The following is a 23184-nucleotide window of genomic DNA, read 5'->3' as shown; positions in this document are numbered from 1 at the left end:
TCCTTATTCCGCCTTCTCGGAAGACACCGGTTTGCTATAGCCATGAATCGGGTTTTTACAGTTTCCCTTATGTGCCATATAGCCATAACCCTGGTTGTTTCCATTCGTTTCCTTGTAAATAATGTATTCGCAGCCATCTATAACGACAATGCTCACGTCTCCTTGCTGAACACGCTTGATTCCGTTTTCTGCCTCAATTTCCATGGCCGTTTTTGCCCTGGGTGGCCTTTCCTGTTCACACCCCATCAAAGCAAAGAAGGCAGCCACAACAATCCACAGGATAAAGAGCTTTCGAGGCCAACTATTCTGTTTTTTGTCTTCATTCATATTTATTCCTTCAAACGCGGCCATTATCCGGCCCCAATCTTATGCTTGACGTCCACATCGAAATTTTCGGCATTGATCTTGGACGTGAGCCGGTCATTATTTAGAACTCGGAGGACCGTTTCGATATCCTCCTCCGTAACCAGAAGTTTGCCGTCTGTTGAGTATTGAATCCCCCAAGCCTCTTTTTCGTTGACTTTTTTGAGGTTTTTCAGAAATGAGGGGTCTTTGTAATAGCCAGCTTTTTTAACCTGAGAGAGCCTTCTTAAACGGCGAAGATTATTCCCGACCAGATCAGAAACCGCAGCCGCATTCTCGAACAAGCCAAGTGAAGAAAATTCTTTGACGATTTCGTCCCGGTTCCGCTCCATGCCTTCTCGAAAATTCAATGCGGTTTCGAAGTTCTTCTTGTCGGCGATAAAAATAATGCCGTCATAAGTGAAGAAGTCGACCTTGCCATCGATGCGGAAAATCTCCTGCTCTCCAAGGTCTACCAGCATATTATTCTGAAACACCATATTGATTAGCTGCATCACCTTTTTGGTGGTCCACCCCTCCGAAACGCGGCGAGCAGAAAAGAGAGGAGGCTGATCCTTGATGTCCAGGCGAGCGATATAAAGCCAGGAACCCAGCAGTGCTTCGTACTGGTCTACTGTCGGAGGGTCTTCATCATCTTGGAGAGTTTGAAGAATGGCTTGTAAATCCGTATCGGCGGTCGGCAAGCCAAGCAGGTTGTCATCCAAGTCGGCCGTGTTGAAATCGTACTCAATCGCCACGTTGGACTTCTTGATTTTTCCTGAGGTTATGCCTCTCAACTTTTTTCTAAGTGGCTCGTCAACATTGACGTGAAAAATGTCATATTTCGCGCTGCGCTGGATAAGCTTGCGCTTGACGACAAAGAAAGAAACCGAGGCGCTGTCCCAGTCAATTGTTTTGATCGTACCGAGTGTTTTTTTTAGCTCGTCCATGTTCACACCTCTGGGTTGCGCTCAGTTACGACATATAGCTGCTCAGATATCTCAACGATTCGACAGCGTTCGTTTTTTCGAAGGCGGGGTCCCTTTACCAGAAAGAAATCCTCGCACTCATTGCCATTCCGTTCGTAATGAACGTCATAGATGTTGTACCCCATCACGGCCAGCACCGGATTGATGAAAATATTGTGGGTTTTCATGGTGAGCCAGTACATGATGAACATGAAAAATCCAAAGCTGAGCAGCAGCTTCAGATTGCCGAGATCCATAACAAAAAAGGAAATCATGTATGGAATGCTGTAATTGATGAGTTCCCCGGAGCGATTGGAAACCGACTTTACGCTTATCGGGGGCGAAGAACTCTTGAGATAACGAACTGCCACCCAAAGGAGAACACAGGACAGAAGGGATAGTCCCAGGATGGGCCAAACAATCTCTGGGTGCATAACCTCTTTTTTGGCAAAATCGAAGTCCTGAATCAAAAAGATTATGGAGAGCGGCGAGTATGCACTCAGAAAAATCAGTAGGGACGACGCGAACCTTAGCTTCATGGTTGTACCTCCCATATCTCACAGGTGGTAGCGTGCAGTGCCGTTCCGGCCTGCTGCAAAACCTGAATGGCTGCCGTTTTAACGTCCATGGCTTACCCCCGTCGCGGTTTGATCTGACTGTTGATAGGTCACGCCGAAGATGGTGTCACCCAGCCACTTCTTGAACGACGGGTTATCGCTGAACTGTTTGAATAACTCGGTGTGGTCGGCCAACAGCTCGATCATGACCCGCTGGAGCGCGGCGTCATGTTCGATTCGGGCGGTTTTCTTGTCGTTGTTTTTCATGGCGTTCTGGTAGGCCACATCGGCACCTACCTTGGCAGGGATCTCCTCGGCGATGACCTTGCGGATTTTGTCGCCATCCTTCCATGCAATATTGCCGAACTGGTCGTTGAACGCCTTGATGATGTTGCTCAGTTGATCCAGCTCTGGTTCCGGTTTGCGCCCGCCGCCACTGGTGGGCACGGGGCCTATTTCAGCATCCTGGTCCGCTAGGCAAACCTTCAGGCTGGTTTTAACCTCGACACGGTAGCTGTCCATGTCGATGGCTTCCAGGATACCCCGGGACAGATCCTCTTCTTTGGGCGCAGGGAGTTTGGGAATCAGGAAATTTAGGAAGATCGACAGTTTCTCCCAAGCTGCATTCGAGAACGGCAGGATGGACGATAGAAAGCCGTAAGTTCGAGTGAAAGCCTTGGATTTACCCTTGAAATCCACCTGTCCGTCTTCGTCGAGATCGGCGTTGTAGGTGGCCACGCAGGCGTCCAGAATCGGGTCGAGCTTGTCGCGGTCCGCGCCGTTCAGGTAGAGCCCCACCAGATCGTCGATTTGCGCCTGCGAATAGACCTGGTAGCCGTCCAGATCCGATTTCAGGTCGTGCAGCTTGTTGGGGTCGGTCTCGTCACTGAGGATGGTGGTGCGGTAATAGGGCTCGAACGACTTCTGGATGATTTCCGAGTCGTTATAAAAATCCAAGACAAAGGTATCGTGCTTTTTCGGGTGGGCGCGATTAAGGCGTGAAAGCGTCTGTACCGCCTTTATGCTTGAAAGCGCCTTGTCCACGTACATCGTGTGAAGTAATGGCTCGTCATAGCCGGTCTGGAATTTGTCGGCAACGATCAGAAAGCGGTACGGGTCCTGCTGGATTTTGTCAGTAATTTGGCTGCTCGGGAATCCATTCAGCGTTGCCTCCGTGACCTTCTTGCCGCCGTACTCGTGCTCGCCGGAAAAGGCCACAATGGGCTCGTAAGGGCTTTTGCGCTCCTTGAGGTAGTCGTTGAAGGCGTGGAAATACTGAATGGCCCGCACGATACCGTTGGTGACGACCATGGCCCGGGCGTGGCCGCCGATTTTGCGGTGGCCGATCACCTGTGCGTGGAAGTGGTCCACCATGATCTCGGCCTTCTCGCGGATGGCGTGCTCGTGGGATTCCACATAGCGGCGCAACTTTTTCTGGGCCTTATTGGCGTCGAAGAGCGGATCGTCCTCCACCGTCTTGGCCAGACGGTAATAACTCTCCACCGGGGTGTAGTTCTTCAGCACATCGAGGATGAAGCCCTCCTGGATGGCCTGTTTCATGGTGTAGCTGTGGAACGGGTGGTGCTTCACGGTGCCGTCGGGTTGAGGGTCCGGCTCGCCGAAGATCTCCAGGGTCTTGTTCTTGGGGGTGGCGGTGAAGGCGAAGTAGCTGGCGTTGGTCACCATCTTCCGGCCTTCCATGATCTTGTTGATCTTGTCCTCGACCGTCTCTTCCCCCTCGTCATCAGAGCCGCCGTAGGGCGCGGTCTCTTCCAGCACACGATTCATCGCGGCAGTGGTCTTGCCGCCCTGGCTGGAATGGGCCTCGTCGATGATGATGGCAAACTTGCTCTTGCGGTGTTCGTCGCCGATCTCATCGAGGATGAACGGGAACTTCTGCACCGTGGTGATGATGATCTTCTTCCCGGCCTTAAGGAATTTGCGCAGGTCACCGGAGTGCTCGGCATGGCCGACCGTGGCGGAGACCTGGGCAAACTGCTTGATGGTGTCGCGGATCTGCTTGTCGAGCACCCGCCGGTCGGTGACCACGATCACCGAATCGAACAACGCCTTGCTCTCGTGCTCCAGCCCCACAAGCTGGTGCGCCAGCCAGGCGATGGAGTTGCTCTTGCCGCTGCCCGCCGAGTGCTGGATCAGGTAGCGCCTGCCGACGCCGCTCTCAGCGGCATTGGCCAGCAGCATGCGCACCACCTTTAGCTGGTGGTAGCGGGGGAAGATCTGCTTGTGCCTTTTTTTGCCGGTCTTCTCGTCCTTTTCCTCCACCACCTGGGCGTAGTTTTCCAGAATGTCGGTCAACCCCGCCTTGGAGAGGGCCTCCTTCCACAGGTAGTCGGTGGCGAGCCCGGCCGGGTTGGGCGGATTGCCAGCACCGTCGTTGTAGCCTTTGTCGAAGGGCAGAAACCACGAGCCCTTGCCCTTGAGGTGGGTGCAGAAACGCACCTCGTGATCATCCACGGCAAAATGGACGACGCAGCGGCCGAACTGGAACAGCAGCTCCTTCGGGTCGCGGTCGCGCTGGTACTGCTGCACGGCATCGAGCACCGTCTGCTTGGTGAGCTTATTTTTGAGTTCGAAGGTGGCGATGGGCAGGCCGTTGATGAACACGGCCATATCGAGGGAGAGCGCGGTCTCGTTGCGGCTGTAGCGGAGCTGGCGGGTGACGCTAAAGATGTTGGCCGCGAACCGTTCCGCCGCCTTCACATTGCCCGGCGTCGGCGTGCCGTAAAAAAGGTCCACATGGGACGGGCCGTGCTTGATGCCGCCGCGCAGCACGTCTACCACGCCGCGCTTGGCGATCTCGCCCTGCAGGCGGTGCAGGAATTGTGTGCGCTTGGGGCCTTCCTCGTCGATGCCGAGAGCCTCATAGGTATCGGGTTGGGTGGCGGCGAGGAACTGCAGCAGTTTGGCCAGGTCGACAGCGTGTTCCCGGTCGTAGTCCTGCGGATCACCCTGAACGTATCCGGCATCCTCCACAAGGGAGGCGACGATGATCGATTCCAGGCCCTTTTCGCTGGTGTCAGTCGGTTTCATCCATGTCCCCCTCGTCATCGATCACGTCATCGGATTCGGCGGTGTCCTCTTCCAGGGCCAGCAGCTCGTCCTCGGCAACCTCCGGCACTTCGATACCACGAACATCCACCTGGCCTGTGACTACATCGGAAATCAGCCGGGTGCGGTATTCGCGCATCAGCTCGATCTCACGTTCAGCCCTTGAAATCGATAGCGGCGGTGATGCGGTCGTTCTTGTAAACGTCCACGTAGTTGCAGAGCAAGACCGGGACTTCGTCCACGTTCGCGTTCTTGTCGACGCCACTGGCCCTGACCGCCGCCAGCGTGCGGAGCCGTCTGGCATCCCAATGCTCCGGAATATCTCCGATCCATTCCACGCCGCTGGGCTTGAGTTTGACGTTGGGATTGAGCCCCCGGGTCACGGCCTGATTGATGACGTTCTGCTTCTGCTCCTTGAGAAGTTCAATGAACCGCCGCTTGTTGCGGATAAATTTTCGGAACAAGCGGTCTTGTGCCTTCAGGAATCGTGCGATGGTTTGCTGCTCTTCCTGAGGAGGGCAGACCACCGGCATGCTCAGAAATTTATCGGGATAGAGCCTGAGCCGGGAAGAGCGAATGCCCGTTGACCGGCAAATGTATTCCGACCGATATCCTCCAATCCGCAACAGGCTGTCGAGATAGTAGTAGTCGTAATCCTGGTTGCTTCTTGGTCGGTAAACACCATAGGCAGGACTCACAATTCCAGCATGGTTCGAGACGCCCAATGCAGACATCCAGGCCCACATCGTATTGATGATCAGATCGCCGGGTTGGCAACGTTTCTGACCGACATTCGACTCGGCCTTGAACATGGTCACGTTCTTCTGGCTGCGGGGAGTCACTCCCGTGATGTGAGACACCGAGAGCATTTCTTCATCGCCTGTTTGGGAGCGATCATCAATCTCTTTGAAGTAATACTTTGCCCGCTTCTCAGGCCAATGTGCTGGAATGTTCCCGACCCAGCTCACTCCCGCGTCTTTGTATTCTGGATAAGGGGCCAGCTTCATCACTCAGCCTCCCCGACAATCTGTTCCAGAAGGCCTTCGGTCTCCTGCTCCAGGGCGTAGATGTCGGCTTTGATCTCATCCAGGGCGCGCATGGGCGCTGGCCGGTAGAAATGGCGGGTGAAGGAGATTTCGTAGCCCACCAGTGTCTTGCCCGGGTCGATCCAGGCATCCGGGGTGTAGGGCAGCACCTCGCGCCGGAAGAATGCCTCGATGCCGCCTTCCTCCAGCAGCGGCACCTGCTCGCTGTCGCGCAGGGCGGTATCCGGCTCGTATTCGACCACACAGGTCTTGCCGTTTACCTCGGCCTCGAACAGGCCGTGAATGGAATCGGGCGTGGTCTTGCCCGGCTTGTGGACCTTCTTCAGCACCGGCGCGGCGTCCTCGCTGGTGTCGCAGAGGTCGCTCTGCAGCAGCTTCTTGCGCTTGGCGGTGAGCTTGACGCCGTGTTTGTCGGCATCGATCTCACAGGCGTCCATGAAGGCGTTGAAGTCCAGGTGCGGACCGGCTCCAAGCGTCTTGGCCACGCGGCGGGCCAGGTTGGCCAGCGGCTCTTCCTTGGCCTTGGCGCAGGCCCGCTCGAACCGACCCAGCCGTGCCGGGCTCAGATCAACGGCAAGACGCAGCGGACGATCCACCGTCACCTTCCAATAGCCAAATGCCTCGTTGGGGAAGATCTTGGATTTCTCGGTTTCGACCGGATTCACCACCAGGTCGCAAATGGCGCGGATGTGTTCCTCGGAGAACTCGCAATTCTTCTTGCCGAGGTTGCGGCGCAGCGGCACGTACCATTCGGTGGCGTCGATGAGCTGGACCTTGCCTCGGCGCGTATCAGACTTGCGGTTGGTCAGGACCCAGATGTAGGTGGCGATGCCGGTGTTGTAGAACATGTTCTCCGGCAGGGCGATGATGGCCTCCAGCCAGTCGTTCTCGATGATCCAGCGGCGGATGTTGCTCTCGCCCTGACCAGCGTCGCCGGTAAAGAGCGACGAGCCGTTGTGGACCTCGGCGATGCGGCTGCCGAGGCGGGTGGTGTGCTTCATCTTGGAGAGCTTGTTGACCAGGAACATGAGCTGCCCGTCCGAGGAGCGGGTGATCATCTTGTATTCCGGGTCGCCACCGTGCTGGGTGACAAAGCGCGGGTCCTTGATATCACCCTTGCCACCCAATCGCTCCAGGTCGGTTTTCCAGCTTTTGCCGTAAGGCGGATTAGAGAGCATGAAATCGAATTCCTGCGACGGGAAGGCATCGCTGGAGAGCGTGGAACCGTACTTCATGTTCTCCGCTTCGGCCCCTTCGCCTTTGAGGAGCAGGTCGGCCTTGGAGATGGCGTAGGTTTCCGGCTGCACCTCCTGGCCGAACAGGTGAATGGAGACGTCCTTGCCGTGGCTTTCGGCCAATTCAGCCAAGCGCTCTTCAGCAACTGTCAGCATTCCGCCGGTGCCGCAGGCTCCGTCATAGACAAGGTAGGTGCCCGACTCGATATCGTCGGCCACCGGCAGGAAGATCAGATCGGCCATGAGCTTGACCACGTCGCGGGGCGTGAAGTGCTCTCCGGCCTCTTCGTTGTTCTCCTCGTTGAAGCGGCGGATCAGCTCCTCGAAGATGGTGCCCATGGAGTGGTTGTCGAGCGCCGGGAGAAGTTCGTTTCCGTCCACGTCCTGCACCGGCTTGGGGCTGAGATTGACGCGGCCGTCGAGAAACTTCTCGATCAGGTGGCCGAGGATGTCGGCCTCGATCAACGTAGGTATCTGGTTGTGGAACTTGAACTTGTCGAGGATCTCCTGGACGTTGGGTGAAAAGCCGTCCAGATAAGCTTCGAAATCGGCCTTGAGCTGTTGTTGCTTGGCGCGGTTCTTCAGGTCACGCAGGGTAAAGGGCGAGACGTTGTAAAAGGCCTCGCCTGCGGTCTGGCAGAGCGCGGCGTGCTGGTTGGCGATTCCGGCCCCGTCAAGCTGTTTCTTCATGCCGAGCACCTTTTCCTTGCTCGGCTCCAAGAGCGCGTCGAGACGGCGGATGACCGTCATCGGCAGGATCACGTCACGGTACTTGCCGCGCACATAAACATCGCGCAGCACATCGTCAGCGATACCCCAGATAAAATTCACGATGCTGTTGTGGATCACATGGTTCATAGCCCGTTATTACTCCTTACGCTTCTTGTCGGTTTCCGCAGGCTCGGCCGCGCCGCCAGCCTTGACCCACGCGTCCACTTCATCTTTCTTGAACTTCCAAAGACGACCCATGCGGTGGGCGGGCATACCATGCTTGTCGATCCACTTGTAAACGGTGTCATTGCTGACCCCGAGGTACTTGCAAATCTCGATTATTGATAACCAGCGGTCTTCCATCTCGTTCATTCTCTTGCTCCACGGGCGCTTTGTTTGTTTGCCACGTCCGCCAGAGGCGAAACGGGAGAGACTGGGCGCACCTCTCCCAAGTTAAAAAACTTCATCAATATACAAAGGCACTATGTGCTATGTCAAACGATCTTTACCGATTTGAGCCGATTATTTTCTATCACGCTCGATGCCAGACGCCGGAGTCAAGCCGAGTGCCGGTTTCAACACGGGGCATCCGGTAGGTCCAGGCTGGAATCGAGGTGCGCTTGCAAAGCACCGCCACCATCACCCGCTGGTACATGCTATGCCCGCCGGGCCGGAAACCTTCCAGCCGGTCGATGGGCGGCAGATCACGCTGCGGGTCGGTGAAGGTCATCAGCTCCCCATGGATCAGATCCCAGTCGCCGGTCGGGCGTCCAAAGCGTGGCGCGCCGATTCCCTGTTGCTTGCGAGCATCGGCCAGTGGGTCGGCGGTGCCTCGGGCCAGGATCAGCCCTTCCGGCACTTCCAGGGCCGGGAACCCGGCGTTGAGATGGTAGAGCCTGCCCCAGACAACGGCCGGTTCGATGCTGCGGGCCTGGGCGCAGAAGCGTTGATGGTTCCAGTAGCCCCGTTTCAGGGTACCGTAGACGAACAGCCGGAGGATGGTCTCGGGAGCGTCTTCCGGGTTTGTGTTCAGCTTCGCGGTGTCTCCAATGTTCATGCATTCACTCCTTCGGGCAGTGTCCCTTTGCGCTCCTGGGGTATGAAGCGGAATTCGCTGTTTTCGATGGCCCGCACATCCTCGTGGCGGATGGTGAGCATGGTCATGGGCGGCACTTCCAGCTCGCGCCAGCCCTTCTCGTTGTCCACGGCAAAGTCGATGAAGGCGGCCTCCGAGGCGTAAAGCACCACCCGGTGCTGGCGGTGGATGAGCAGGCAGAGCGGCTTGTTGCCCTTGAGCACGGTGATGGTGCCGGGGTCGAGCCGCGAGGCCAGCACGGCGCTCATCTGACCGCGACAGAGGGCAAGCGCCTTCTTTAGCCCCTCCTGGTCGATGGGGCCTTCGAGTGCGAAACGGTCGGCCAGGCGGAAGATCAGCTCGCTGTCCACCTCGGCGTAGCGCGGCAGCCCGAGGCGGCGGAACAGATAATCGGCGTTGTAGATGGTGCCATTGTGGGTGCCGATGACGATCCCGGCCCGGATGGGATGGTTGTTGCGGTTGTTGAGCTCGTTGCCCCGGGTGCGCCAGCGGGTATGCCCCATGAGAACGGTGGTCTCGTTGTCGACCTGTCCGAGCAGCTCCTGGAACGGTTTTTCGTAGACCAGCTCGTGCGCCCGCATCGGCCGTTTGAAGATCCGGTGGCTACCGTCGGTCTTGAGCCAGGCCAGACCGGAGGCGTGCGGACCGCGTTCCTCGCTGTGCAGCAGCATGCGGATGAAGAGTTCGCGCAGGTAATCCCGCTCGTCGGGCCGTCTGCGCTTGCGGCCGAAGATTATGCCTACTTGTCCGCACATGGAGCCGGGTCCTCCTTGCCGCCGAAGTTCTTGCCGAGCGGTCTCGTTCCTTCGAGGACGAAGGCCGCGTATTCGCGCCGGTGGTCCGCCAGCCACTCGGCCACCTCCGGGTAACCCATCTCGGCGGTCAGCCGGGTCACCTCCGGGTGGTCGAGCATGTTGGTGCGCCCGGAGAGCCGTACCGTCTCCAGGGCTTCGAGGAAGCGGTCCGGCCAGGGATCGCTGGCCTTGTCGTCGGACAGAAACTCGATCAGGCCGTGCCGGGCCAGACGGGTGAGAAACTCGGCGGCCGCAGCGGCGGCATCCTCCGGCAATGGCTGGGTCGGCCCGCCTTCGATGCCGGAGAGCACCTCGGTCATGTAATCCCGGGGCGCTCGGCTGGCGGTGAACGGCGTCTGGCCGCGCATCAGCTCGACCACCTCAAGGCAGTCAGCGGCCTGGATGGTTTCCCCGCTACCGGGGATCGGTTCGCCGTCCAACGTGGTGGAGCGGATCAGAATCTTCATGGGGCACCTCCTTAAACAGTGAGGCCGGGAACTTGCCCGGCCTCGTTGGTGAGAGTGGTGGTTGTTTCGTCCGGGAGGACGTCCTCCGGTTTGGGCCGTCCGTTCTTGAAGGCGGCGTCGCCCGGCATGTTGGCCATCAGATGCTTGCGGGCGGTCTTGAACTCGTCGCCGATCAGGCCGAGGTGGAGCAGGAAGACCCGGAAGTCGTACTTGGCGCTCTGGGGATCGAAATCCCGCTTGCGGCTGGAGGCAGCCCGGCCATTGAGCGCCTTGGCGGCGACGGCGAGGCAGAATTGCAGGTAGGCCTTGATCCGCCCTGCGTGGAGGGTCGCCTCGAACCAGCGGAACTCCACCGTGCCCCGGTACCAGACGTTGTGCAGGTTGACCCCGTGGTAGCGGCTGTTGTCGTAGTGCTGGGGCTGGCGGTTGTGGTAGCCGTACCAGATGCGGTTGAGCTGGTCCTTGGTGCGGGGGCGATGCTGTTCGATGCGCTGGATCAGCTCGTCGCTGACCGGCCGGGTGTAGCGGTTGAGACGGTCGCGGCTGATGCCGAGGGCGTGGAGGATCAGCGGCTCCTGCTTGTAGATGATCTTGGCCAGGTTACCCAGGTGTCTGCCGTCGAAGGGCGCGGCGTCGATATGGATGTGAATGCCGCACTGGCTGTTGATCTTGCCTCCGGCGCGGCGGATGGCCCGGACCACCTCCTGCAGTTGCGGGATGTCGTCGTAGCCGAGCACCGGGCTGACCACCTCGGCCCGCAGATGGGCCGGGACGCTGGTCAGGGAGGCGTCCCCCACCACCTTCCAGACGCGGCCGCGCAGGTCCTCGACCTCCCATGGGTCATAGCTGCTGGGGATGCCGACATGGCGGACCGTGCCGCCCACCACCGAGTGGATGGCCCAGGCGATCTGTTCCCGGGTGCGTTTTACGGTCTCGATCTCGATCCCGTAGTGGATCTCTTTCAGGTTCATGCGTGCCTCCGTCGTTCGTGGCGCTTATAAGTCGTTGTCTGGCAAGGCTTTTCAGCCTCTGGCTACACCATGAATGAATGCTTCTTTCCGGACACAAATCAAGTAGAAGAACAGCCGAAGACGACATTTAACACCTTTATTTTCAATGACTTGCGAGCTTGGCCGGATTGGGCGGCGCACAGACGGCAGAAACCCCGGAACGGGCTGGCCGTATCCGGGGTTTCTGGGTTGGCGGTGGCAGTGAGCCGGTCAGCCGGAGGCGGTATCAGAGGTGATCAGACTGGCGTGCAGTTCGAGGTTGCGCGACTCGTCGGCTCGCATCCGCGCCAGCAGCGCCGTGAAGGCCTCGGCTTCGTCGGCCGGGAGCTTTGATGCCCGTTCCAGCCGCGCCAGGCGCTGGTGCAGATTCTCCAGCAGTCCCAGGGCGTGGTCGCGGATCAGGCCGTCGCGCTTCTCCTGCGGCGTGGGGATGAACTCGGTCAGGCCGCCTTTGCGTCGAACGATCATGGCCGTGCCTCCTTAGCTCAGGGTCGCGCCCAGCGAATGGATGCGCGGGTAGATCAGCGGCGTGCCGGTCATCTCGGCCTTGTAGCGGACCTTGTTGCCGGTGTTGTCGGTGAAGGTGCGCACCAGGGTGTACTCGGTCCAGTTCTCGTCGATGGGCCGGGTGTCCTGGATGGTCATCGCCTCCCAGGTCAGGCCGCCGTCGTTACTGGCGAACCATTGCAGGGTGGTGCCGCTGGGGATTTGCATCTGCACATAGGCCTTGGTCGATTCCACTCCCTGGGTCAGCTCGTTCTCGCGGGTCAGGTAGGCCCCGGTGGTCTTGTTGAGGTAGCCCACCAGGTTGACGTCGCGGAAGTTGATGGCTGGAGTGTCGTTGGAAAGCGAGCTGCTCAGACGCACGCGGATCTGGACCCGGGTCGCGAGGTTAGGCAGCCGTTCCTCCTCGGCGGGAACCATGGCGTCCCAGGTCACGCCGCCGTCGGTGGAGTATTCCCAGTCGAGGCCGGTGCCCTGCGGGATGGCCGAGTATTCGTCGAGGTTGATGTCGGAGAACTGCACGCCGGTGATCGGCTGGAAGCGAATCATCCCTTCGGACTGAAAGTTGTAGCCGTAGATCTTCATCGCCAGGTCGGAGCCGTTGAGCGGCGTCCAGGTTTCGGCGTTGGAGCTCTCCAGCAGCACGCCTTCCATGTAGGTCTGCTGGGTGATGATGCCCCAGCGGCCCATCTTGCCGAGGGTGGCGGTGCGGACCTTGTAATTAGTGCTGTTGGTCAGCAGCACCACGGCATAGCTGGTGTTGGCCTCGGCGTAGAACGGGTCGTCGAAGCGAATGCGGGTCTCGCCGCTCAGGCTGATCTCGTTCGGGGCCAGCACCTTCTCGGCGAACACCACGCCGTTGGGCAGACCGGTGGTGACGCCGCGAATCTGCACCGTAACCGGGATACTCGGGTCCCTGGCGGTAAACTGCAATCCGATGCTGGAGATCACCTGGTTTTGGGTGAAGCTGAAGGTCTGGGCCAGCGGGTCACGGGGCACGAAGATGGTCTGGGTGCGCCAGACCACCTGCACCACGGGCACGCGGATGATGCGGTTCTCGATGATGCGCTCGATGCGGGTGATGACCAGCGGATCGTTGATCTGCAGGCTGGCCCGAGCCGAGTAGACGCCGTCGGCCATCTCCACGATGCGGTTGCCGTTGCGGGCGTTGGTCGGGATGGTGAAGGAGGCGCTGACCCGACCGGCCTCGTCGCTGATCAGGTTGCTGGCCATCACCTGGCCGTCGCAGCGCAGCACGATGCCGGACTTGCTCGGGGTGAAGTTGATGCCGGTGACGGCGATGCCGGTCTGGCCGCGCCGCCCGAGGTTGGGCGTGATCTGCAGCATGGCCGGGGGCTTGTCAAACACCGCGTAGGGGTTGATGTTGCGCTCCTCGGACCAGTCGTTCTGCTCCACCAGCACGGTCTCGTTGCCCGGCAACAGCGCCAGGCTGCCGAAGAAGCTGGCGTTGCTGCCCGCCTGATCGACCGAGAGCACCGTGGAGTGCGGAATGCGGTCCGGCGCGACGAAACGGGCGATCTCGTTGACCCGGGCATCCCATTCGGCGTGGTAGATGTCCGACTGGGCGGTGTTCGAGAAGTCGTCCGAGTAGATGCCTTTCTTGGTCTGGGCGTCCCGGTTCTGCAGCTCGTTGTTCATCTGGTACTGGGCGTCGTTGTACTTCAGGTCCTCGACGTCCTGGATGATGTCGTGGATCTGGTCCATGGTGATGCGAGTCAGGCCGAAGTTGCGGATCTCCATGTCGGTGGAGTTTGGCGGGCAGTCGATGCTGCACAGCCCCAGGGCGTTTTCCGGCACGATGGGCAGCTTCGGAAAATCGGCCGGAGCCCCTTCCAGCCGCTTGATCTCGGTGGTGGTGGCGTAAACGATGTCGCGACGGCCGAGGTAATAGTCGTAGTCCAGACTGCAGTTGGAGCCGTTCACCGGCTGGTCGCCGAGGCTGCCGCGCCCGAAGTTGATCACGTTGAGGTTGCCCAGCTCGAGCTGCACCGGCGACATGGTGAGTCCGGCCGTGTTGGTGGCCGGAGGCGAAGCGGTGCCGATCTCCTCGACACCGTCGTCGACATAGGAGAGCGCCTCGCTGCCCAGTTCCATCAGTCGCTTGTAGTCGGTACGTGCGCCGTTGGTGGCGGCCCGGTAGACGCGATAGCCGGTCGCGCCGCTGACCGGCAGCCACGAGAGCTTGTTCATCTCACCGGCGGCGGTGGCCCGGGCAATGACCGCAGCGGCGTTGAAGGCCGTCTCGCCCGTGGCGTTGTAGGCGGTCACCAGATAGAAATAGTTTCCGGCCGCCGGATGGTTGGGCTGTCCGAACCAGCCGCTGTCCACGTAGTCGGTGCCCTTGACCATCTGCTTGGTGTAGGTCCAGCGCACCGTGTAGGTGGTGCCGATGGCTGGTTCATTACCGGAGCCGAGCCAGTCGACATGGTTGCCCGACTGCTGCCAGTCCACGCCCTCCTGGAAGATGGTCGCTCCCTGGCTGACCTCGAGGATGTCCACGACGGGATTGGGGTCGAGCAGGTCTTCGCCGCCGCCCACCGAGCCGCGAGTGACGTTGCGGGTAATCTCGACGATGGCTTCCACCTGGGTCGTCTCCTTGAGCGGCGTGGAGTTGACCGGATAGCGGCGCTTGTTGATATCGAAGGTCTTCTGCTCGCCGCGCACCGACTTGGTGGCGATGGATTTGGGCACCAGGGTCGAGGTGGGCAGATCGCGCTGATGCCGGAAGCCCTGGATGTAGGCGCGTCCGGCGTTGGTGATCGCCTCCACGCTGTCGTCGTCGACGCCACCGATGAAGGTGTCGAAGCCCCGCACCAGGTAGCTTCCGGCCTGGTCGAAGGTGCGCTCGGCCAGGTTCTGAATCAGTGAGTTGAGACCCTCGGCGGCGGCGAATGAGAGCTGGTCCTCGGTGATCGAGGAGACGGTGATCCGGCTGCCCGGCAGTGTGCCCAGCAGATCCCGTAGGTAGAGGTTGGACTTCTCCTGCACCGTGGGCGTGACGTCGCCGCTCTCGCGGTCGAACTTGTAGATCGGGATCACCAGGCGCTCGGCCACGTTGTTGGGCAGCGTCTGGCCGCTGGTGTCCGTCGCCTTGAGGGAGAGAACCCATTTTTCCCGCTCGGCGGTGGGCTCGCCGGTGGCCGGATTGATCAGGGCCGGGTCCTGGGTGTAGCCGTAGTTGTACTTCAGCAGCTCCACGTAAACGTAATCGGCCCCGCTGGTGGTGGCCGGGTCATAGGTCAGGGTCGCGCCGCTCACCTGTTCCAGATGGCCGTCGATGTAGACCACGCCCGGGGCCAGGGTCAGGACGTTGGCGGCCGCGCTGACCTCCAGGCCCATGATGATGGAGCCTTCCTTGAACAGGATGTCGGCGATCTTGCGCCGCTCCAGGTTGATGATGTCCTGTTGTTCGTTGAGTTCGGAATCCAGCAGGTCGCGATCCTGATGGTAGCGGATGCGCTTGTAGTTCTTGGTCGGGTCGAATGTCTCGCGTGAGATGCTCATGTTTGAATCCTCCAGTTAGATCTTGATGATCCCGACCAGCTCCACGCGGGTGTCGGAAATCTTGTTGAAGTCGGGAATGTTCTTCACCTCGTACAGGTAGCCCGGGCGCAGCACCTCGCCGGTCGGATTGGTGTCCTGATGGAACACGCCGCCCATGGCGAGATCCCCGGTGACGCTTTCCACGTACTGCACGTCGCCGCCGAAGAAGCCGTATTCGCGGATGGTGATGCCGTTGGCCTCCGCCTCGTCGAAGCGGAAGAAGACACCGATGGTGTTGGTCTCCTCGCCGGTTTCGAGGTAGCGCACGCCGTTGACCAGCAGCGCCCCTTCGGCGTCCTCCTTGAGGAAGGTCCGCTTGTAGTAGCGCTTGCGGGCGCGTTCGTTTCTGAGTCCGGTCTGGCCGATGTCCGGCGCGGGCGGATTCTGCGGGTCGGTGAAGCTGGCATCCCCGTCGCCGATGGCGCAGTGGGTGATGCCGTCCACGGCCTGGCCGAGGAGGAGTTTGGCCGTCAGTATCCGGCCGGTTTTGACGATGAGTCCCAGTGCCATTGCTGTTCTCCTTTAGGTCTGAATTTCGTGGTCTTGATCGATGAGCACCGCGAACAGGATCTGGCGCGTGTCGGCCAGCAGCCCGGCCGGGATTGCGATGCGCTGAACGGTGTCGGATCGGCTGATGTGTGCGCCGGACGTCCGGACACTGGTGTCGTTGCTCCGCAGCCAGGGGCGCGTCACCCGCACCGCCGCGTCGGCATCGATGCCCAGGCGGCCATGAACGACGAGCCACAGGTCGGCGCTCCGGTTCAGGCGGTTGTGGATGACTTGGCCGGTCCTGATGATCCTTGCAATTTCCGCGAGGACAACCGCTTGAGCCTGCGTGGCAACTTCAATGGAGCGCTGAACGCGACAGGAGAGATCCATCTCCGCGAAGATCCCGCGCAGGAGCACCTGGCGGGTGTCCATCTCACTCACCCGTGACCGGGTCACCCTCGCGGAAATATCGATGTCTATCGTAATAGCTGCCATCGGAGCTCCTTAGAGGATCGGGTTTTCCGTGCCGGTCAGGCGCAGCTTGATATCGAGCTTGTTCTGCACCGGCGTGCCCGGGAGCACCGTGCAGCGTCGCCAGAAGGACAACGTCTGCTGGAAGGTCTTGTCGCCGAGATTGAGCGGTGCGCCCTGGATAGCGGTGTCGAGATCCACCTGGGTCAGAGCCAGGCGGTACCACACCGATTCGTCGGTGCCGGTCTCGTCGATGGGATCGAGCACCAGCCCGGTGTAGTCGTAACCGGAATAGACGGTCGCCCCGGCGTTGTGCGCGGCCGAAGCGGTGTTGGCCACGCCCCGTTGCACGGTGAGATTGACAGTGCCGCCGCCGCTTTCGATGAGCATCTGCTCGCCGTCGATGATGATGAGTTCGCCGTCGGCAAAGCGCGGTTCGACCAGCGCGATGCTGGTCTGCGCCAGGTCGATGGCCGAGGCGAGGCTCGTCTGCTCGTTGGCGACGTGGAGTTGCCGATCCTTGATGTCGCCGTCGGTACCGTTGTAGCTCTCGGCCTCGGGACGGCTGAAATCCCCCTCTGAAATCTGCTGCATCAACGCTTCGTCAAGATAGAGATGAATCGCCATGGGTTCTCCTTCAGGTGGGCCACTGGGTGGCGCGATAGTTGTTGGTGGCGGCCTCGAACCCGGCCTGCGCCGGTGCGTGCAGATCCTGCTGACGGAACAGCCAGCGGTAGGAAGGCCGCGACCAGCGGAATCCGGCCTGGTTGAGGCGCATGCGGCTGATGCGCATGGGTCGGGTCCGGTCCACGGAGAGGCGCAGACCGGTGGTGTTGAGCGGGCTCGCGCCCAGCTTCATGGTCTCGACCCGATGGCGCTGGAGAGAGCCCGTGTCCACGTAGACTTCAAGCGAGGCCCGTTCGCCGGCCAGATTCGCATTGCTCAGATACCGGGTGTTCAGGGTGTTCGCGTTGAGCCGGAACACAGGCCCTCTCCGCCGCCATCGGTCGATCCGGTCGACGGCCAGGGTGACGTCCGCGTCGCAGCCAGCGGTGGAGGCGAGCAGCAGATTGCTGATACCGCCCTGGTTGGCGGTGAGGTCGAGACCAGCGTTGAGCCTGGCGCGGCCGAGCTGGAAGCAGAGACGGTGACGAGATTCCAGCGGCAGATGCAGGTCGTACTTGGCTTCCACCCGCTCGGCCGGTTCCGTCTGGTTGCTGAAAAAGAAATCCTTTTGCCGAAAGCAGTAGCGCAGTTCGGTCTCGCCATGGGTCAGCGATTTACGGTTGAGATGGCTTTCGCCGAGCCCGAAACCGCTCTCCAGCACATCTCCTTCGAAATCGCGGCCGGTGTAGATGGGCGTGCAGAAGGAAACCCGGTCCTCGCCGACACGGGTGTACGGAAGCCGCCAGTCGTTGAGGGTCCGGTGGTTCAGACGCATCCGATTCTGGCGGCCGTGAAAACGAGAAACCTTAACGGCGGCCCAGTCGATCTCCGGAATCATCTCCGTGGTGCTGGTGAGCTGCAGCAGCTCCCAGGCCTTCTGCTTGTTGGTCAGGTGACGGCAGGAGCCGAGGTAGGAATGGCCAAGCACGAAGGTCTCGTCGAGAAAGGCCAGCACGATCCGACGAACGGCATTGGCGTGCCCGAAGTCGAGCATCGCGCCGCCTTCGATCCATTCGAGCAGAAACTGGAGCCAGAAACAGCGCGTGCCCGCCGGGTGATGAAACACCAAGGCGTCGCGCAGCCCCTCGGTCTGGTTGAGACACAGCACGCGAAACACCCCGAGGCTGAACACCAGCCCGGGCAGTTTGGCATTGCTGAGCCTGGAACGGGCATTGAGGCGCAGAGCCGAGCGGAAGGTCTCCTGCAGCTCCCCCTGCCAACCAAGCGCGTTGAAGTCGCGCTCGATGGCTGGAATGGTCCCCTTGCGGCGATAGATTTCGACCGCCTCCCGCACGCGGCGGCGCTGGCAGTCTAGCGAGCAGGTGCCGTCCACCTCGAGGCCGACGAGCCTTGCCAGCAGCGGCAGAAAGCGCTCGTCGCAATGATCCACATCGAAGATGGTCGGGAAGTCGTCGATGGCGTGTTTGAGTTCGTCCAGCGTCCCGGCCGGAAGACTCAGGAAGGTGCGCAGGTCTCCGGCCTCGTCGTTGTGCTCGTAAAGCGGCGGCAGCAGGCCGAGCAGATTGTCCTTGAACCAATCCGACATCAACCGGCCCTCCGCAGATCGAGGTTGACGCTGCCGAGAACCGGAATTTCGCCGTGGCGCAGTTCGATGTCCTGCTGCGGCGCGTACAGATGCATGTGGCTGACACCGCGCACGCCGTCGATCAGGGCGACCAGGTCGGAGAAGTGAATGGTCTGGCCGAAGGAGACCTGGTCGAAAGAAAAGAAATCGGAAAGTGCGGCTTCGATGCGGCTGCGCACGTTTTCCAGCGGTTCGCCGGGCCAGATGTAGACCTCGGCGTCGATGGAAACGGGGCGGTAGATCGGGTCGAACAGGTTAATCTCGACCGTGATGACCTTGCGGCGTTCGAGAAACTCGGCGAGGTCCCGCTTGAGCAGCGCCGAGGGCATTCCGCCGCCATTGGGGGCGATGGACAGTTGGACGTTGTAATAGCGGATGTTCTGACAGGCATTGGTGTCGAGCACCTTGGCCTTGGCGACGCCGGGGTAACCTTCGGCGAGCGCCTGGTAATCCTCCAGGGTGACGGCTTTCCAGAGACTGCGCAGCTCCGCCGGTGCCTGTCGGCGGGCGTGTTCGAGGGCTTCCCGCGAAGCGCCGCCGGTGGCGGGCACAGGATTGGTGACGGTCAGGGAAACCTGGCCTCCGTCAAGGTAGATCGGGCTCAGCAGTTGAGTGATCCGGTTCGGTCCGAGGTTTCCCTGGTCCCCGATGGTCTGCAGATAGCTGACAGCGATGGCGCTTCCCTGAGCGGGCACAGCGCCGCTTTGCCCGTCGCCGAAAATCAGGGTGGAGATGTCGAGGGCGTCGAGATCTGCCATGAAATGACGGCTGTCGGCCAGGCTGTCCTGGAAGTGATCGACCTCGCTCCAGGCGTCGTCTCCCACCGAAACGGTGATGGTGCCCTGGGCGATGACGTCGCCGGTCAGGCGGATGCGCTGGAACGGCAGTCCCGTCGAAGTGAAGGTCTCGGTGCGGCGCACGCCTTGCCGGGCCGGGATGTCCACCGAGAGCACGCCTCGCGGGATCAGGCCGTCCTCGACCGTCTCGAAATCCGCTTCGCCGTCACTCAGCAAGGCGCGGCAGGCCGTCCCCGCCGGAATGATCAGGTCCTTGCCGAGCGGGGCGGATAGCCGGAAGCGCAGCGTGGTGGTGGAGGCCACCGGCGAATCCAGCCGGTAGCCGATGAGTTTGCAGAGGTTGATGACGTTCTGGCGCTGGCGGGCCGTGGGCAGGAAAGCCTCCGCCGCCTGGGCGTCCAGGTAGTAGGCCAGCATGTCGCCCACGCCGCAGAACAGATCGAGCAGGACGACACCGAGATCGGAGTGATTGAAATCGGTCCAGCGGTCGGTGAGCTGCGGGATCTTCGCCAGCAGCTCCTGACGGATCGATTCGTAATCCTTGTTGATGTATCCGATGCTTGCGCGGCCCATGGTCTCTCCGGTTTTCGACGGTTATGCGAGAGCTCCTGATGCTCTCGCCACGCCGGTTACTTACCGGAAGGGACCTGGATGTGTCGGAGGCGGGCAGCCTCAGATCGGGCCGCGCAGTTGCCAGACGGGATTGGGCTGCCCGGAGGTGTTGTTGAGGTAGTGGGATTCCTTCTTGCCCTCGAAATAGAACAGACCGATGCGGCCCGGCTCCAGGGTGGTGATCCGGTGAACGGTGCCAGCGGCGTTGTCTTCCGCCTGACTCTGGGTGTCGAAGCCCAGACCGCTCGCGGCCAAATAGAGGGCGTGCTCGGCCTGGGGCGCTTCGGTTTCGGGCGCTCCCTCGAAGACCAGATAATGGCCGTGGTTGTCACCCGGATCGCTGACAATCCACTTGCCGTTGCGGTCCTGAAAGGCTCCCTCGATGTAGGTGACTTCGTATTCTCCCGCTGGCCAGATGAAGGAATCGTCCGGATCGGGGCTCATCTCGGCCGCGTCGAACCAGAGCAGATTAAACAGCGAGCGCACGTCCGGCGACAGGCGCACTGTGCGCACCGGCGGCGGTTCCGGCTCGGGCTCCGGCTGGGGATAGCTGGGCGCGGGATTGTTCGGGTTTTCTCTGTAGAAGGGATAGACCAGGTTGCCGTCAACCTGGCTCTGGATCACCCGGTAGGCAATATGTACCAGTAGCAGATTGCCGTCGATGTTCAGCGGCCGGTCGTCGAAGCGCACCTCCGTGATGATCACCCGCTTTTCCCAGCGCTTGATGGCGTCGATCACGTAATGGCGCAGCAGGCCCTTGAGCACCTCGTCGTTCTGTTCGAACACCAGATCCTTCAGCCGGGAGCCGAACTCCGGATTCATGAACCGTTCGCCGATCCGGGTGCCGAGGATCTGCAGGATGCTTTCGCGGATATGCTCGTGCTCCCGCGAGGTGGCGGTCGAAATCTGGGTGCCGCCGGATACCGACTGAAACCGGAACGGGTAGCGCAATCCCTTGCCGAGAAAGTCATAGCTCATCAGGTACGCTCCTCGCAGTCGATGCCGCATTGACCTGAGCAGCCATTTTCCGAACTGTCGTCGATAGCTTCTCCCTGGAACCGGACCACCAGATCCAGACCGCTCTTGAGTCCCAGATGGATGGTGCCGTCCGCCTCGATCAGCCCGCCGTGGCCGGACTGGCCGCACTGGAATCCCTTGGCTCCGCCGGAGAGCAAACGGACGGCGATGGTTTCACCGATGCCCTCGATACGGCCGATGCCGATGATGTCGATTGGCCCGGCCGGATTAATCAGGCTGATAAACCGCTCCCGGTGATCGACGTCGAGACGGATGCCCTCGGGCAGAACCACCGCGAAGCGTTCCGCGCCCATTGCGGTCGGCTCGATCCCGGCAGGCAGTCCGCTGATACCGGCTGCCTCCTGGGTCGAACGCAGATAGGACTCGACCAGGGTGTAGAGGCGTCCCGGGGCGACCTCGATGGCCGTGCCGGGTCCGGGGGTGATGACCTGCTGTTCCCCTCCGTCGATAACGCAGATTCGCTGGTCGTCCGTGGTCCGCAGGATCATGCCGTCGGGCAAGGTGAAGAACCGGTTGCCGTCCGGCAGATCCCTGGGTTCGGTGCCCGCAGGCAGTTCGACGAAGGGATAGAAATCGGGCTCCGGCTCGACCTGTACCTGATCCAAATACTCCTGGGTCTTGGCCTGCTGGGCCTCCAGATAGGCCTGGGCCTGGCCACGCATCGCCTCCGAGGCGGCGTGACCGGCCTCCAGCAGCGTGCGGATGCCGGAAAGCTCCTCACGGATGCCGGACAGGTGATCGCAGAGCGCCCGTAGCACATACTGCTGTTCTCCGGAATCGGTCTGTTCGATGGTGGCCTGCAAATCGGCGGGTTCTTCGGAAATCATGGACAGCCTCCGTTACATGCCGACGTTGGCGGGTTGGGATTGATAGCTCATGGCGTTGACCGGCGTCACTGTCCCGGTCGTGCCGTCGATTTCGAAGACAGTCCAGACCGTGCCCGGGGCGTTGGGAACGGTGAAGGTCTGCTCACGGCCATCGCTCAGGAATACCTTCACCGATGCTCCGGACTGCGCCAGGCCGGTACTCGGATTGGCGTTGCGGTTGGTGTAGTCGTGGACCGCGTAACGGTAGACGCCGGGGATGAGCCGATGGATGGTGATGGTCTCCGGCCCGTAGGAACTGGTGTCGTCCACGTCCAATTCCGCCGCCTCGTTTTCGATGGTGTGGGAATAGAACACATGGAAGCGGTCGCCCGATGGCGTCGGTCCGGTGAGATGGGAATCAAGATCCCGGGGGTTGAGCCCCCACTGCAACACGATGCGGGCGACCTGGCCGTCGAGTTCGGGCGAGAGAACGATCTGGATGTCGCCGGAGGTGTTGGGGTCGGCGTTCACCCAGCCATGCCAGGCGATGTATCCCGGCGCGGTGACCTCCACGTAATAGAATCCCTCGGGCACGGACAGCTCGAACCTGCCATAGGCGTTGGCAAAGGTCTGGAACGCCGCCGGGCCGGTTTCCGAGCGGCGGAATTCGATCAGCGCGTTGCCGACACCGCTGGTGTTGAGGGCGTTGACCACCATGCCGCTGAGGAAGACCGATGCTCCGCTGGCAAAGTCCGGATGGTCGGCGAACCAGGACGGATCGCGAACCTCCACCAGTACATGACGGAGGCTGTCCCGGACCGAGGATCGCCAGACCATGAGCACGGCATTGCCGATGGTCCAGCCGCAGCGAACGACACCGTCCGGCCCGATCTCCGCGACCTCCGGATTGCTGGAGGTAAAGACCGGGGCGTCCACGTCGCCGCGCAGGGAGAGCGGAACCCGTTGCTCGAACTCGCCAGCGGAGAGGCGGATGGAGCGCGGCTGAACCTCCCAGTGGCTGTAGTCTGACGCGGTATCCGTCATGAAGGAACCTCCACCGGTGCGGAGACGCCGCCGCCATAGACCTCGACCTGGACGTGACGCAGGCTGAGCCGCTCGGGCGAATCCCAGACCAGGATCATGGCCGCCCCGGGAACGAAGCCGCACTCGACATTGCCGTCCTCATCGACACTGGCCACGTCGGGATTGGACGATTCGAACACCGGCGCTTCGGGTAGACCACGGATCGAGAGCGGAATGCGCTGGACGAATGGGGATCGCGAGACCCGGATCAGTTTCGGGAAGACATCCCAGTATTGCGGTTCCTGCGGCTGTTCGAGATTGTTCATGGCGGCCC

General features: G+C 60.9%; 24 protein-coding genes. All 24 read right to left on the bottom strand.

Annotation, left to right across the window (positions count from 1 at the left end; all coding sequences use genetic code 11):
* Positions 1-3 precede the first annotated feature (3 nt).
* A complete protein-coding gene (locus DPRO_RS03075; protein WP_157917350.1) occupies positions 4-327 on the bottom strand; it encodes a hypothetical protein in 324 nt (107 codons plus the stop codon).
* 23 nt (positions 328-350) lie between these two features.
* The gene (locus DPRO_RS03070) at positions 351-1292 is read right to left on the bottom strand and encodes a Kiwa anti-phage protein KwaB-like domain-containing protein (RefSeq protein WP_097010739.1); all 942 of its coding nucleotides are present in this window, start codon (positions 1290-1292) and stop codon (positions 351-353) included.
* A gap of 2 nt (positions 1293-1294) precedes the next feature.
* Positions 1295-1585 carry an ACT domain-containing protein gene (locus DPRO_RS19900; protein ID WP_157917349.1) on the bottom strand — a complete coding sequence of 97 codons (291 nt, stop codon included), beginning with the start codon at positions 1583-1585 and terminating at the stop codon, positions 1295-1297.
* Positions 1586-1845: 260 nt separating this feature from the next.
* Positions 1846-1938: a winged helix-turn-helix domain-containing protein gene (locus tag DPRO_RS20440; RefSeq protein WP_232005687.1), complete on the bottom strand. Its 93-nt coding sequence runs from the start codon at positions 1936-1938 to the stop codon at positions 1846-1848.
* Positions 1928-4918 (bottom strand): type I restriction endonuclease subunit R, encoded by a 2991-nt coding sequence (locus DPRO_RS03060; protein ID WP_097010737.1) that lies wholly within the window; start codon positions 4916-4918, stop codon positions 1928-1930. The genes DPRO_RS20440 and DPRO_RS03060 overlap by 11 nt, the downstream gene beginning before the upstream one ends.
* Positions 4905-5075 (bottom strand): hypothetical protein, encoded by a 171-nt coding sequence (locus DPRO_RS20370; protein WP_197706493.1) that lies wholly within the window; start codon positions 5073-5075, stop codon positions 4905-4907. The genes DPRO_RS03060 and DPRO_RS20370 overlap by 14 nt, the downstream gene beginning before the upstream one ends.
* 16 nt (positions 5076-5091) lie before the next feature.
* Positions 5092-5946 carry a restriction endonuclease subunit S domain-containing protein gene (locus DPRO_RS03055; protein WP_197706492.1) on the bottom strand — a complete coding sequence of 285 codons (855 nt, stop codon included), beginning with the start codon at positions 5944-5946 and terminating at the stop codon, positions 5092-5094.
* Positions 5943-8075 carry a type I restriction-modification system subunit M gene (locus tag DPRO_RS03050; RefSeq protein WP_097010736.1) on the bottom strand — a complete coding sequence of 711 codons (2133 nt, stop codon included), beginning with the start codon at positions 8073-8075 and terminating at the stop codon, positions 5943-5945. The genes DPRO_RS03055 and DPRO_RS03050 overlap by 4 nt, the downstream gene beginning before the upstream one ends.
* Positions 8076-8084: 9 nt before the next feature.
* Positions 8085-8300, bottom strand: a complete 216-nt coding sequence (locus DPRO_RS03045) for a helix-turn-helix domain-containing protein (protein WP_097010735.1) — start codon at positions 8298-8300, stop codon at positions 8085-8087.
* A 160-nt stretch (positions 8301-8460) separates the two neighbouring features.
* Entirely contained in the window at positions 8461-8985 is a 525-nt protein-coding gene (locus DPRO_RS03040; RefSeq protein WP_097010734.1) for a gamma-glutamylcyclotransferase family protein, read from the bottom strand.
* Positions 8982-9779, bottom strand: a complete 798-nt coding sequence (locus DPRO_RS03035) for a class II glutamine amidotransferase (RefSeq protein ID WP_097010733.1) — start codon at positions 9777-9779, stop codon at positions 8982-8984. Before DPRO_RS03035 ends, DPRO_RS03040 begins: the two co-directional genes overlap by 4 nt.
* Entirely contained in the window at positions 9764-10285 is a 522-nt protein-coding gene (locus DPRO_RS03030; protein ID WP_097010732.1) for a DUF5049 domain-containing protein, read from the bottom strand. The genes DPRO_RS03035 and DPRO_RS03030 overlap by 16 nt, the downstream gene beginning before the upstream one ends.
* A gap of 11 nt (positions 10286-10296) precedes the next feature.
* A complete protein-coding gene (locus tag DPRO_RS03025) occupies positions 10297-11256 on the bottom strand; it encodes an amidoligase family protein (protein WP_097010731.1) in 960 nt (319 codons plus the stop codon).
* 249 nt (positions 11257-11505) lie between these two features.
* Positions 11506-11763, bottom strand: a complete 258-nt coding sequence (locus tag DPRO_RS03020; RefSeq protein ID WP_097010730.1) for a VrlD — start codon at positions 11761-11763, stop codon at positions 11506-11508.
* Between the two features lie 12 nt (positions 11764-11775).
* On the bottom strand, positions 11776-15324 hold the full coding sequence (locus DPRO_RS03015; protein ID WP_097010729.1) for a DUF4815 domain-containing protein: 3549 nt from the start codon (positions 15322-15324) through the stop codon (positions 11776-11778).
* A gap of 15 nt (positions 15325-15339) precedes the next feature.
* Positions 15340-15873 carry a hypothetical protein gene (locus DPRO_RS03010; RefSeq protein ID WP_022993018.1) on the bottom strand — a complete coding sequence of 178 codons (534 nt, stop codon included), beginning with the start codon at positions 15871-15873 and terminating at the stop codon, positions 15340-15342.
* Positions 15874-15885: 12 nt separating this feature from the next.
* Positions 15886-16347, bottom strand: coding sequence for a hypothetical protein (locus DPRO_RS20435; protein WP_232005686.1), 462 nt, complete (start codon positions 16345-16347; stop codon positions 15886-15888).
* Positions 16348-16356: 9 nt separating this feature from the next.
* On the bottom strand, positions 16357-16950 hold the full coding sequence (locus tag DPRO_RS03000) for a hypothetical protein (protein WP_097010728.1): 594 nt from the start codon (positions 16948-16950) through the stop codon (positions 16357-16359).
* Between the two features lie 10 nt (positions 16951-16960).
* Complete coding sequence (locus DPRO_RS02995; RefSeq protein WP_097010727.1) at positions 16961-18535, bottom strand: phage tail protein; 1575 nt, start codon at positions 18533-18535, stop codon at positions 16961-16963.
* A complete protein-coding gene (locus tag DPRO_RS02990) occupies positions 18535-19944 on the bottom strand; it encodes a baseplate J/gp47 family protein (RefSeq protein ID WP_097010726.1) in 1410 nt (469 codons plus the stop codon). Before DPRO_RS02990 ends, DPRO_RS02995 begins: the two co-directional genes overlap by 1 nt.
* A gap of 99 nt (positions 19945-20043) precedes the next feature.
* Entirely contained in the window at positions 20044-20961 is a 918-nt protein-coding gene (locus DPRO_RS02985; protein ID WP_097010725.1) for a GPW/gp25 family protein, read from the bottom strand.
* Complete coding sequence (locus DPRO_RS02980; RefSeq protein ID WP_097010724.1) at positions 20961-21848, bottom strand: hypothetical protein; 888 nt, start codon at positions 21846-21848, stop codon at positions 20961-20963. Before DPRO_RS02980 ends, DPRO_RS02985 begins: the two co-directional genes overlap by 1 nt.
* A gap of 12 nt (positions 21849-21860) precedes the next feature.
* Positions 21861-22871 carry a hypothetical protein gene (locus DPRO_RS02975; protein ID WP_097010723.1) on the bottom strand — a complete coding sequence of 337 codons (1011 nt, stop codon included), beginning with the start codon at positions 22869-22871 and terminating at the stop codon, positions 21861-21863.
* Complete coding sequence (locus DPRO_RS02970; RefSeq protein ID WP_049675259.1) at positions 22868-23176, bottom strand: hypothetical protein; 309 nt, start codon at positions 23174-23176, stop codon at positions 22868-22870. Before DPRO_RS02970 ends, DPRO_RS02975 begins: the two co-directional genes overlap by 4 nt.
* Between the last annotated feature and the right edge of the window lie 8 nt (positions 23177-23184).

The sequence above is a fragment of the Pseudodesulfovibrio profundus genome, from assembly GCF_900217235.1.
Classification (GTDB): Bacteria; Desulfobacterota; Desulfovibrionia; order Desulfovibrionales; family Desulfovibrionaceae; genus Pseudodesulfovibrio; species Pseudodesulfovibrio profundus.
The sequence above is the reverse complement of the archived record's forward strand: the minus strand, read 5'-3'. Positions and strand labels throughout refer to the sequence as shown.

Coding starts and splice junctions, on each gene's coding strand:
- DPRO_RS03075 (WP_157917350.1), bottom strand. CDS start 327: ATGAATGAAGACAAAAAACAGAATAGTTGGCCTCGAAAGCTCTTTATC.
- DPRO_RS03070 (WP_097010739.1), bottom strand. CDS start 1,292: ATGGACGAGCTAAAAAAAACACTCGGTACGATCAAAACAATTGACTGG.
- DPRO_RS19900 (WP_157917349.1), bottom strand. CDS start 1,585: ATGATTTCCTTTTTTGTTATGGATCTCGGCAATCTGAAGCTGCTGCTC.
- DPRO_RS20440 (WP_232005687.1), bottom strand. CDS start 1,938: ATGGACGTTAAAACGGCAGCCATTCAGGTTTTGCAGCAGGCCGGAACG.
- DPRO_RS03060 (WP_097010737.1), bottom strand. CDS start 4,918: ATGAAACCGACTGACACCAGCGAAAAGGGCCTGGAATCGATCATCGTC.
- DPRO_RS20370 (WP_197706493.1), bottom strand. CDS start 5,075: ATGCGCGAATACCGCACCCGGCTGATTTCCGATGTAGTCACAGGCCAG.
- DPRO_RS03050 (WP_097010736.1), bottom strand. CDS start 8,075: ATGAACCATGTGATCCACAACAGCATCGTGAATTTTATCTGGGGTATC.
- DPRO_RS03045 (WP_097010735.1), bottom strand. CDS start 8,300: ATGAACGAGATGGAAGACCGCTGGTTATCAATAATCGAGATTTGCAAG.
- DPRO_RS03040 (WP_097010734.1), bottom strand. CDS start 8,985: ATGAACATTGGAGACACCGCGAAGCTGAACACAAACCCGGAAGACGCT.
- DPRO_RS03035 (WP_097010733.1), bottom strand. CDS start 9,779: ATGTGCGGACAAGTAGGCATAATCTTCGGCCGCAAGCGCAGACGGCCC.
- DPRO_RS03030 (WP_097010732.1), bottom strand. CDS start 10,285: ATGAAGATTCTGATCCGCTCCACCACGTTGGACGGCGAACCGATCCCC.
- DPRO_RS03025 (WP_097010731.1), bottom strand. CDS start 11,256: ATGAACCTGAAAGAGATCCACTACGGGATCGAGATCGAGACCGTAAAA.
- DPRO_RS03020 (WP_097010730.1), bottom strand. CDS start 11,763: ATGATCGTTCGACGCAAAGGCGGCCTGACCGAGTTCATCCCCACGCCG.
- DPRO_RS03015 (WP_097010729.1), bottom strand. CDS start 15,324: ATGAGCATCTCACGCGAGACATTCGACCCGACCAAGAACTACAAGCGC.
- DPRO_RS03010 (WP_022993018.1), bottom strand. CDS start 15,873: ATGGCACTGGGACTCATCGTCAAAACCGGCCGGATACTGACGGCCAAA.
- DPRO_RS20435 (WP_232005686.1), bottom strand. CDS start 16,347: ATGGCAGCTATTACGATAGACATCGATATTTCCGCGAGGGTGACCCGG.
- DPRO_RS03000 (WP_097010728.1), bottom strand. CDS start 16,950: ATGGCGATTCATCTCTATCTTGACGAAGCGTTGATGCAGCAGATTTCA.
- DPRO_RS02995 (WP_097010727.1), bottom strand. CDS start 18,535: ATGTCGGATTGGTTCAAGGACAATCTGCTCGGCCTGCTGCCGCCGCTT.
- DPRO_RS02990 (WP_097010726.1), bottom strand. CDS start 19,944: ATGGGCCGCGCAAGCATCGGATACATCAACAAGGATTACGAATCGATC.
- DPRO_RS02985 (WP_097010725.1), bottom strand. CDS start 20,961: ATGAGCTATGACTTTCTCGGCAAGGGATTGCGCTACCCGTTCCGGTTT.
- DPRO_RS02980 (WP_097010724.1), bottom strand. CDS start 21,848: ATGATTTCCGAAGAACCCGCCGATTTGCAGGCCACCATCGAACAGACC.
- DPRO_RS02975 (WP_097010723.1), bottom strand. CDS start 22,871: ATGACGGATACCGCGTCAGACTACAGCCACTGGGAGGTTCAGCCGCGC.
- DPRO_RS02970 (WP_049675259.1), bottom strand. CDS start 23,176: ATGAACAATCTCGAACAGCCGCAGGAACCGCAATACTGGGATGTCTTC.